The organism is Salinivibrio sp. PR5, assembly GCF_001996085.1.
Taxonomy (GTDB): domain Bacteria; phylum Pseudomonadota; class Gammaproteobacteria; order Enterobacterales; family Vibrionaceae; genus Salinivibrio; species Salinivibrio proteolyticus.
In genome coordinates, this window is sequence record NZ_MUFK01000003.1 from 112,558 (window position 1) to 121,204 (window position 8,647).

Annotated in this window: 10 protein-coding genes; 6 read left to right on the forward strand and 4 right to left on the reverse strand. The window is 49.5% G+C overall.

What is annotated here, in order from left to right; all coding sequences use genetic code 11:
* Positions 1-49 precede the first annotated feature (49 nt).
* Together pdsS and pdsR are read right to left on the reverse strand one after the other, a co-directional pair.
* Entirely contained in the window at positions 50-2,293 is a 2,244-nt protein-coding gene (gene pdsS, locus BZG82_RS02530; RefSeq protein WP_108742945.1) for a proteobacterial dedicated sortase system histidine kinase, read from the reverse strand.
* On the reverse strand, positions 2,290-2,988 hold the full coding sequence (pdsR, locus tag BZG82_RS02535; RefSeq protein ID WP_069588746.1) for a proteobacterial dedicated sortase system response regulator: 699 nt from the start codon (positions 2,986-2,988) through the stop codon (positions 2,290-2,292). The genes pdsS and pdsR overlap by 4 nt, the downstream gene beginning before the upstream one ends.
* 205 nt (positions 2,989-3,193) lie before the next feature.
* On the opposite strand from pdsR, the gene pdsO reads away from it, so the two are divergent.
* Positions 3,194-3,913, forward strand: a complete 720-nt coding sequence (gene pdsO / locus BZG82_RS02540; RefSeq protein ID WP_069588711.1) for a sortase-associated OmpA-like protein PdsO — start codon at positions 3,194-3,196, stop codon at positions 3,911-3,913.
* 94 nt (positions 3,914-4,007) lie between these two features.
* Positions 4,008-4,436, forward strand: a complete 429-nt coding sequence (locus BZG82_RS02545) for a GNAT family N-acetyltransferase (protein WP_069588709.1) — start codon at positions 4,008-4,010, stop codon at positions 4,434-4,436.
* Here the strand turns inward: BZG82_RS02545 and BZG82_RS02550 are convergent, their stop codons facing one another.
* A complete protein-coding gene (locus BZG82_RS02550; RefSeq protein WP_077765093.1) occupies positions 4,437-4,961 on the reverse strand; it encodes a methylated-DNA--[protein]-cysteine S-methyltransferase in 525 nt (174 codons plus the stop codon).
* A 26-nt stretch (positions 4,962-4,987) separates the two neighbouring features.
* On the reverse strand, positions 4,988-5,419 hold the full coding sequence (locus BZG82_RS02555) for a DUF3010 family protein (RefSeq protein WP_077765094.1): 432 nt from the start codon (positions 5,417-5,419) through the stop codon (positions 4,988-4,990).
* Between the two features lie 308 nt (positions 5,420-5,727).
* Between BZG82_RS02555 and BZG82_RS02560 the strand changes: the two genes are divergently transcribed.
* The 4 genes from BZG82_RS02560 to BZG82_RS02575 all read left to right on the forward strand — a co-directional run bounded on the left by BZG82_RS02560 (position 5,728) and on the right by BZG82_RS02575 (position 8,540).
* The gene (locus tag BZG82_RS02560) at positions 5,728-6,639 is read left to right on the forward strand and encodes a hypothetical protein (RefSeq protein WP_077765095.1); all 912 of its coding nucleotides are present in this window, start codon (positions 5,728-5,730) and stop codon (positions 6,637-6,639) included.
* An 87-nt stretch (positions 6,640-6,726) separates the two neighbouring features.
* Positions 6,727-7,266, forward strand: a complete 540-nt coding sequence (locus BZG82_RS02565) for an NUDIX hydrolase (RefSeq protein ID WP_069591215.1) — start codon at positions 6,727-6,729, stop codon at positions 7,264-7,266.
* 17 nt (positions 7,267-7,283) lie between these two features.
* On the forward strand, positions 7,284-7,499 hold the full coding sequence (locus tag BZG82_RS02570) for a DUF3820 family protein (protein WP_077640018.1): 216 nt from the start codon (positions 7,284-7,286) through the stop codon (positions 7,497-7,499).
* Positions 7,500-7,724: 225 nt separating this feature from the next.
* Positions 7,725-8,540 carry a hypothetical protein gene (locus BZG82_RS02575; RefSeq protein WP_077765096.1) on the forward strand — a complete coding sequence of 272 codons (816 nt, stop codon included), beginning with the start codon at positions 7,725-7,727 and terminating at the stop codon, positions 8,538-8,540.
* Positions 8,541-8,647 lie beyond the last annotated feature (107 nt).

Consider the following 8,647-nt stretch of genomic DNA (forward strand, 5'->3'; position numbering starts at 1 on the left):
AGCTCTCCCTGTCAGTGAACCCTCAGTATCGACACGATAAAGGGGAAGATCAATCCTCGCCAAGCTGCTGCGAACTTGGCCATATAAGTGACATTGTCACACCATCTTGGCTGGCGCGATTGCTAGCCACGAGTGTCGCTTGGTGAAAGTCTGCAATCAGACGCGCAATGTAAAGACCTAAACCAAGATGCGGTTTGTCCGATTTATGCGACTCTGACCGCACGCTAACCATCGATTGGAACAGCTGATCACGCATATGTTCGGGCAGTAGCGGCCCGGCGTTACTTACTGTGATAGTAATATGCTCAGCGTCAAGGCTCAGCGCAAGATCAATCGGGGTGGCGCCATCATCAAACTCAACCGCGTTGGACACGAGCTTATCCAATAACTGCGCGAGATAATCGGGTACAGCGAATACGCTGACGGTCTGCGCTGGTAGCATGACGTTAAACCGATGATCCGGATACGCTAGTTGATAGCCTTGCCCGCAGCCTTCTATCAGTGCATTGAGATTGACCGGCTCTTTATCGGCATTATCAAAGCTTTGTTCAAGGCGTGTGGCTTCGGTTAAGGTCGATAAGATCCCTGCAAGGCGTTGCACCCCGTCTTGGGCGCGGTTGATGTAGGTGAGCTGGTCAGGGTCCGCTTGCGTATACGCCATGTTTTCCAATGACGATCGCACTACCGCAATGGGCGTTCTCAGCTCATGGGATAAGCGAGACGACATTTTTTCAAGATACTGGTTATAGCCAGCAATGCGTCCCACCATGTCGGTGATGGTTTGGGTTAGTAAACCGATTTCATCGTGGCTGGTTGCCGGTGTGATTGTGCCCGTGACACGCCCTTGGCTATCGATAGCATGATTCGCTTCTTGTTGGAGGCGACGCAGACGTTTGGCGATATGCGAGCCGAATAACAGCAGCAAGAGCACGCCGGTACAAATCACCGCGAGCATCACGGAAAAGAGGGTTTCGAGGGCCTCATTACGCAGGCTACGGATCCCGTTGGTGGTCTCTTCAACAATCACGGCCCCCGCTACTTTACCGTCTAACCAAATTGGGTAGGCTGCGGTTAAGATCATCGCTTGGTTGTCATCTGAACTGCGCCAACTGGCGTAAGGCCGCCCTTGTAAGGCTTGTTGCGCCTGTACGCCCTTATAAATTGAGGCTTGTTGCATCGCATCGACAAAATGCTCAGGCGGGGTTACAAGCAGTTTATCGTACCAAGGGCGTAGCAGCGTTTGTGTTATCCAGTCCATGACGCCTTGCTGCTCTGGGATCGCTTGGCGAGGTTGCCAGACACCGGTGGAAGTTTGGATGTCACCCGCTTTTGCTAGCACGCGACTGTGTTGATCAACCACCCATACACTGGAGGCGCCATTATTCATCCGCTCAATTAATGCTTGAATGGGGGCCGAGGGCATCATAAAGCTGCCCAGCGTTGCCGCTGAACGTGTCGATGCGGTACCAATAATCGCGCGTAGGCCGCGGTTAAAACTGTCGTCCACATCGTAGTAAGCGATGCCGAGCTGCTGGCCGACCCACGCCGCTGGCAGTTTGATCTCAACTTGATAGCCTTGCTCGGTGGCGCGCCACTTAGCAGCAATGGGAAGTGGTTGGGGCGGACCTTCGATATTTACGCCGGTGGCATTGTCGGCAAGACCGTTATCAAGATGGATGATTTTTGCATTGTCAGAATTACGCGCTTGTCCGATGGCGACGCGATAAAACGCCCCTTGCGGTGAGGTGAGTGCCAATATGAGATGATCTTGGCTGTCGATATCGCCTGTCGCTTGCGGCGTGGCAGGGGTGCTATCGATAATATCGAGCGCGAAATACACCGCAGTGTCGGTGCTGCCACTCATGATCGCCAAAGAAAGCGTGTCACTGTTGTATGCACCTTGGCTAAAGATCAGTCCGTTGCGTTGATAAAGGCGCTGATGATGGCGATAGGGTTGCCAATCCTCTAAGTTGCCATCTAAGCGAATAGGCTGGGTTAAGCGAAATGCATGTAAATCTTTGCCCGGCTCTAAGGTCGAGGGTGGGGCATGCTGGATAAATAAGCTGGGGCGATCGTTCATCCCCATCGCAAAGGCCCGAGCGGTGCCCATTAGCGTCTGCTCTTGGCCTTGGCGTAAAACACTTTCCATTTCCCACACGTACTGGTAGCCCAAATAGGGCAGCAGCAGTAGAAAACTCGAGAGAATCACAATCTTGGTGCGGATCCCGGCCAGCCCTTCTCGCACCCAGCGACGTCCTTTTAAGCCATAACGACGCAGTCGACTCAGGCTCATGGGTGTTCCTCATCCCAGCGATACCCCATGCCATAGACGGTGCTAATGCAATTAAATTGGCTATCGACGGCGAGAAACTTTTTACGGATCCGTTTCACGTGCGAGGTTATGGTGCTGTCGTCCACCACCGCGTGTGCTTCATCCATTAATGCTTGACGGCTTTTGACGTGGCCCGGACGTTTAACCAAGGCATGGACCATCCAAAACTCGGTCACAGTGAGATCGATCAAGGTGTCATGCCAGTAAACGCGCATCCGATCCAAATCAAGGTTCAGCGGGCCGCAATGCAGACTTTTTACTTGGCTAGCCGGCGCTTGGGCCAAGAGATCACTGCGGCGAAACAAGGCGGCAATGCGCGCCATCAGGTGAGGCAGTGAGACGTCTTTGGTCAAGTAATCATCGGCGCCCATTCGCAGCCCCACCACTGTGTCAATGTCACTATCCCGAGCGGTTAAGAAGATAATCGGCACTGTTGCAGACATCGCGCGTAGGGCTTGGCATAGCGCAAAGCCGCCGTCAATTTCATTCCCCAGACCAATGTCGATAATGGCTAAATCGGGTAGACGTTGCTCAAAAGCGGTTTGGGCGGATGGGCGATCGGCGTAGGTATTGACCTGATAGCCTTGGCGACGAATCACATCGGCATAGTTATCGCGAATGGCGGCTTCATCTTCAACAATTGCTATCTGCTTCATGGTACGGGATAGGTAACGAGTGTTGCAGTGACTATACCCAAACTCAGCGCAGAGAAAACCCCTTTTGCTGGAATCCGCGCAATTGCCATTTTTTTGCCACAATTGATCGCCACATTGCCATTTTTGCTCCCGCAAAATGCCTGATCGGCTTGTTTTAATGTCCTCATCGCCAGCACGGCACAACAAACACACTTTCGAGGACATTATGGATATCAAAAAAGCACTCACACACTCTGTATTCGCGGTTTCTATGTTTGTCGTGGCAACCCCACAAGGGATGGCCGCCACACATGTTGAGCGAGACAAAAAACCAGAATTGATCGGTATGGGCAGCGGCGCGGTGGCTGGCGCGTTAGTGGCCGGGCCGGTTGGCGCAGTCGCGGGAGCGATTATTGGCACCGTGATGGGGCAAAACGCGAGCTTCGAAACACTTGCGACGGAGCAGCAAGATACGATTGAAACGATGAATGCGAAAAATGAACAGCTGAGTCTTGTCACGCAAAAATACAACGAAGCTCAATTAGAACTTGCCCGCTTGCGCACCGAGCAACATTCTATCGAGGATATCGACTTAGCGATGAATATTCAGTTTCGAACCAGCTCGGCTGACATTGAACCCCACTTTATGATTCAGCTTGATGAGCTAGCAGGGTTTATCCAGCAAATGCCGGATGCGCAATGGCAATTGGCCGGGTATGCCGACCCACGGGGGCGCAAAGCCTACAACCAAGCGCTGTCAGAGCAACGTGTGCAAGCGGTGTATGACTACTTGGTCTCGGTTGGGGTCGATCCGGCGCAGCTAGATACGGTTGCGTATGGAGACAGCCAGCCATTGGCCGACCAAGCCGACAATGAAGGCTTTTTCTTTGACCGTCGCGTTACCCTTTCACGCGTGAAAGGCGGGCAAATGGCACAGGCACAGTAATCGTCGCTTTATCGTTTTGGGGCTGGGCTACCATGCAACGGCCTAGCCCATCGCAAATGTTAGAGACTTATCTTCGGCAACCAAGGAAGACACCATGATTCGACAGGCAACCCTTCACGATATCGATGCCATTTGCGCTTTGTGTGAGCGCTGTCAGCCTGACCCACTTCCGTGGCGTCAAATGAAGAAAACGCTCACCGATTTAATTCACGCAGAGGATGCCAACGTATTAGTCGCTGAGCTTTGTGGGTTGGTCGCAGGCGTGGTGGCGTTCAATGTGATCTTACAACTGGATAAATCCAACCATGTCGGGCGCATCAGCACCATTATGGTGGATGAACACTTTCGAGACATGACCCTCGGCCGCCAGTTACTCAGTGCCGCGGAGACCTGTTTGCAAGCAAGAGGGTGTGATCAGATTGAAGTGGTCCCGAGTTATCACAAAGCCGATGCGCAAAGCTTTTACCTGCACTGCGGTTTTAAACTTACCCCAGAGCGACTGATAAAAGCGTTAGCAGCATAGCTAAGCGACAAAGGCTTTTTCTTTACCACTTTGCGGGTTGGGGAGCGTGGTTGGCCATTCGCCGGTTGCTTCCCATATCAACAAGGCTTGTTTGGCCGCAAGACCGCCCCCGTAGCCAATCAGCTGCCCTTGGCGACCAATAATACGATGGCAAGGAATGATGATAGAAATTGGATTCTTGCCATTCGCGCCGCCTACCGCTTGGTTGGCTTTTGGGTTACCAATAGCGGTGGAAATGGTTTGATAGCTGGCCGTTTGCCCATACGGAATTGCTTGTAGCGCTTGCCATACCCGTTGCTGAAAGGGTGTGCCTTGTGGGGCGAGGGGCAAAGAGAATTGTTGGCGCGTGCCATTGAAGTAACCATCCAGCTGACGACATGCTTCATCCAGTACCCGCTGGGCGGAGTGAGACGATGCATTAACGGGTTGCGGTGCGCGTTTAGGCAAATACAACCCGGTGAGTCCGTCGCTATTCGCGGTTAAGGTTAACTCACCGAGTGGTGATGCATAAGTGATTTGGTTCATAACACATCCTTGTGGTTGTCACTTAATTAGTTGGTGTGCTGATTACAATACGCGCAAGCGGTTAAAAACGCTTGTTCTTGGAACTGCTTAAGGCCGAGTTCTTTTAAGCTCACATCAACAGGGTGACGTTTTAGGGTTTGCTTCATTACGCTGCTTGGCAGCACCTCAGCATTGATTCCCTCAATTAGCTGCAACGCGGCTTCTAGCTTGAATCCAGCACTGCTACCGGCAAATTTGCCTTTGGTTGGGCGCTCGCGGATCACAATCTTTTCTACCTGATAGTCTTCGACCAGCTTGCTCATGGTGCGATGAAAGTGTTGGATGCTTTCTTGTGCTTCAGGCTTGGCAACGGTGATCTTTTTTGCGCGGCACTCAGGCACAGAAAACAAGCCGTTGTCGCTGTCTAGCAATACAATGTTCGCTTCATTGGCTTTTAAATCAACAGCACAAACTCTCATGATGATCTCTCTGTCTTAATCAGTAAGGGCGGGCAGTATACGCAAAAGGTCTCGCGTCGTCACAGGATTAACCATACTTGCACGGGCGAGTCTGTCAATAATGCCGATAAATTCGTCCATACGGGTTTTTTAGCACCACGCTGGATAGCAAAGAGCAATGGGTTCGGGGAGAAGGTCGATAAAATAAGACATATAGCTCGCATTATTCTGGACGTTGGCGTAATTTTATGCGCGCTCCGTGTGCGGAACCCCAGCGGCTTCGCGGGTTTCCTTTCGCCGTATGATTATTCATCGCAGAGACAACCATCATGAATACTGACGCACGCGCCACCACCAAGCCGAGTGGCCTTTTAATCGTAGGAATCCTTTTTATTCCTTACCTGTGTGTTTGGACCTTATTGGACAAAAAGTATAGCGCGTTTAGCCGTATTCTCGGCTTTGGCTATATGGTGATTGCATTTATGTTATTTGTTAATGGTCCCACTAACCCGCAGTCTATATGGTCAGCCACGTTAAGTTTGTTGGCCCTTTGCGCATTGGGCTTTGGGTTTTATTTAGTCCGCCAAGCGCTCAAGTGGGGGTGGAAAAATGCCATTGAGCAATTAAAACCAACCGGCAAGGAAACCACATCAGCCGCCAGCATGCAGGCACCGTCCCAGCCAGCGGTGACAAAAAGACTGCCGGCTTGGCTTGTGAAAGGCATCGATGTGAGCGAAAACGCCGATGGCACGATTCACTTCACGTTTCCCGCTGATATGTCTGGGCCAGCGAAAGATAAAGTCATTCAGTTCTGTGAAGGTTTATCGGACTTCGGCCCCTTTACGTGGTCAGACGCGGTGGCGTCTGAGTCTGTTTCGGTATCTGTTGAGCATCACGCACCCGCTCAAGCCAATGATACTCGCGTGAGCAACACCGACTCGGCGCGTTCGGTTGAGGGCTTGATCAAACTTGCCACCCCCAAACATGGCTGGTTTAAAGTCAGCTTCTTAGGCTTTCCAAACGATGAAGAGAGTCAGTTATCAGAGATGGCACTGCAAAGCGGTATGACGATTAACGACCACACGCAAGAAGCGGTTGATGTGCTCTGCTTTGGTGATTTTGCTAGCAACGCGATGATAGAAAAAGCGCACGCTGAAGGCGCGGTGGTGTTAGATAAAGAAGCGTTTGTTCACTTTGTGGCGAGCGGCTATGTACCAGAAAAAGGCACCGCCTTGGCGTAACGGCGTTCGCGGTTTGCAACGCGCTGCGGCGAATCGTGCGAGTGTGGTATACTCGCGCGCTTTGCTTTCGTATTGCCTGAGTTCTTTATGCAGATTATCGCCCAACACACCGATGAGCGCGTGTTACCGCTCGACAACAAAACCATTATCACACGCCATGCGGCCCGCGCGATTGCGCTGCAAGGGGATGAAATCCTTTTGATGTACACCGCACGCTATGATGATTATTCGTTACCCGGTGGCGGTATTGACGAGGGTGAAACCGCAGAGCAGGGGATGATCCGCGAGCTACAAGAAGAAACGGGTGCCCAACATATTCGTGATATTCGCCCGTTTGGCTGCTTTGAAGAATACCGCCCTTGGTATCGTGACGGCGCTGATGTGATGCACATGTTTTCTTACTGCTTCTATTGCCAAGTCGATCGAGAGCTGGGTACTCCCACGTTTGAGCACTACGAGATCCATAACGGCATGCGGCCTGTGTGGGTGAATTTGTCTCACGCGATCGCGCACAACAAAGCGGTGATGGCAAACAGTGACAAAGCCGGGCAATCGCTGGTCCGTGAAACCATGTTGCTTGAAATGATTGCTCAGCAGCGAGAGAACACCCAACAAGCCACGGCGTAATCGACAAGGAATGCTTCATGGACAAAGCGCAACTGATTAAATTGGCCAATATGCGCATGCCGTTTGGCAAGTACGCAGGCCGTGTATTGATTGATCTGCCTGAAGAATACTTACTGTGGTTTCAAAACAAAGCAGAATTCCCCGACGGCGAGCTCGGAGAGCTGATGCAATTGTGCTTAGCATTAAAAGTTGAAGGCTTAGAAAGCGTCGTTAAGCCTTTAAAGCGGATTTAACCTGCCTCAACCCAAATAGTCAGGCCACCAACCTGGCTGTTTTTCCCTTATCTCAAGCTGGTAACGAGGAGCAAACTATAGGTTGCTTAGATTTCTCTTGTCCCATTGGATGATTGAGCACTAAATTCACGAAGCTCCATTTGACTTACGTTTTGTAATGCAAGTAATGTGTAGATAAAACCATGATTGATTCACAGAGTCTAATGATTAGCAATAGAGAGTAGAATGTTCGAAAAAAATAAAGGATTGCTTGTTAGCATTGTTATTATTACTTACTTGATAATAATGATCACTTTACACCGGTATCCTGATATGTCCGTTGGTGATTTAGCAAGTATTTTTGCGGCTCTAACATCAATAGCAGCTATTGCTTTTACTATTATTTCAGCAAACAACCAGAAAAAACAATGGCTCAACGATAGTTTTATAAAGTATGAGGCTGAACAACTACTAAATTTCCGTAAGATGTTAGTTGAAGCTGATAACTCAATAAGGTTTTTCCTAAAAACATATCTGCAACCTGATAAGAAATATGGGGGAACGCCACCAAACCAAGCACCCCAAATAAAATACTCAGATTTATCCGCTCACTTCAACCAACTGGTAGAACTGAATGACTACTACAATACAAATCAACATATTTTTCGAAAGCATAGATTAGAACGAAAGCTTGAGTGTATTACTTTGCTCTTAGAATCAGCTCGATATGCTCCTGAACGAGATATCAACTACAAATTTATTGGAGAGGAAGATGCGATCTGGACTTATAGAGTTGAGGATGAGGTGCTCGAAAAAATTTTGAGTTTCAATTTTTTTGCACATATTCATTTTGATATCAATCCAAATCAACCAGAATCAATCGATGAAATGAATGCATACTTGAAAAAAGACCGCTTTAAAGAGTTGGAAAGGTTACGAGGTCTCACAGAACAATCTTTGCTCTCATTATCGTTTGACATAAACAAACTTACTACGTTTTCATATACCGCTTTACCACCATCGTTCAATAGCTATAGTAAAAAGTTTTTTACTAAAAAGTAAAATGGCGATAGCTAATAGCCACCCCAACGATGATGGCAGTATGATGTTTAATATAGTTACTGTACCGATAAAAAACAAAAGCTTCCTATATTGTTAGTAATCAATAT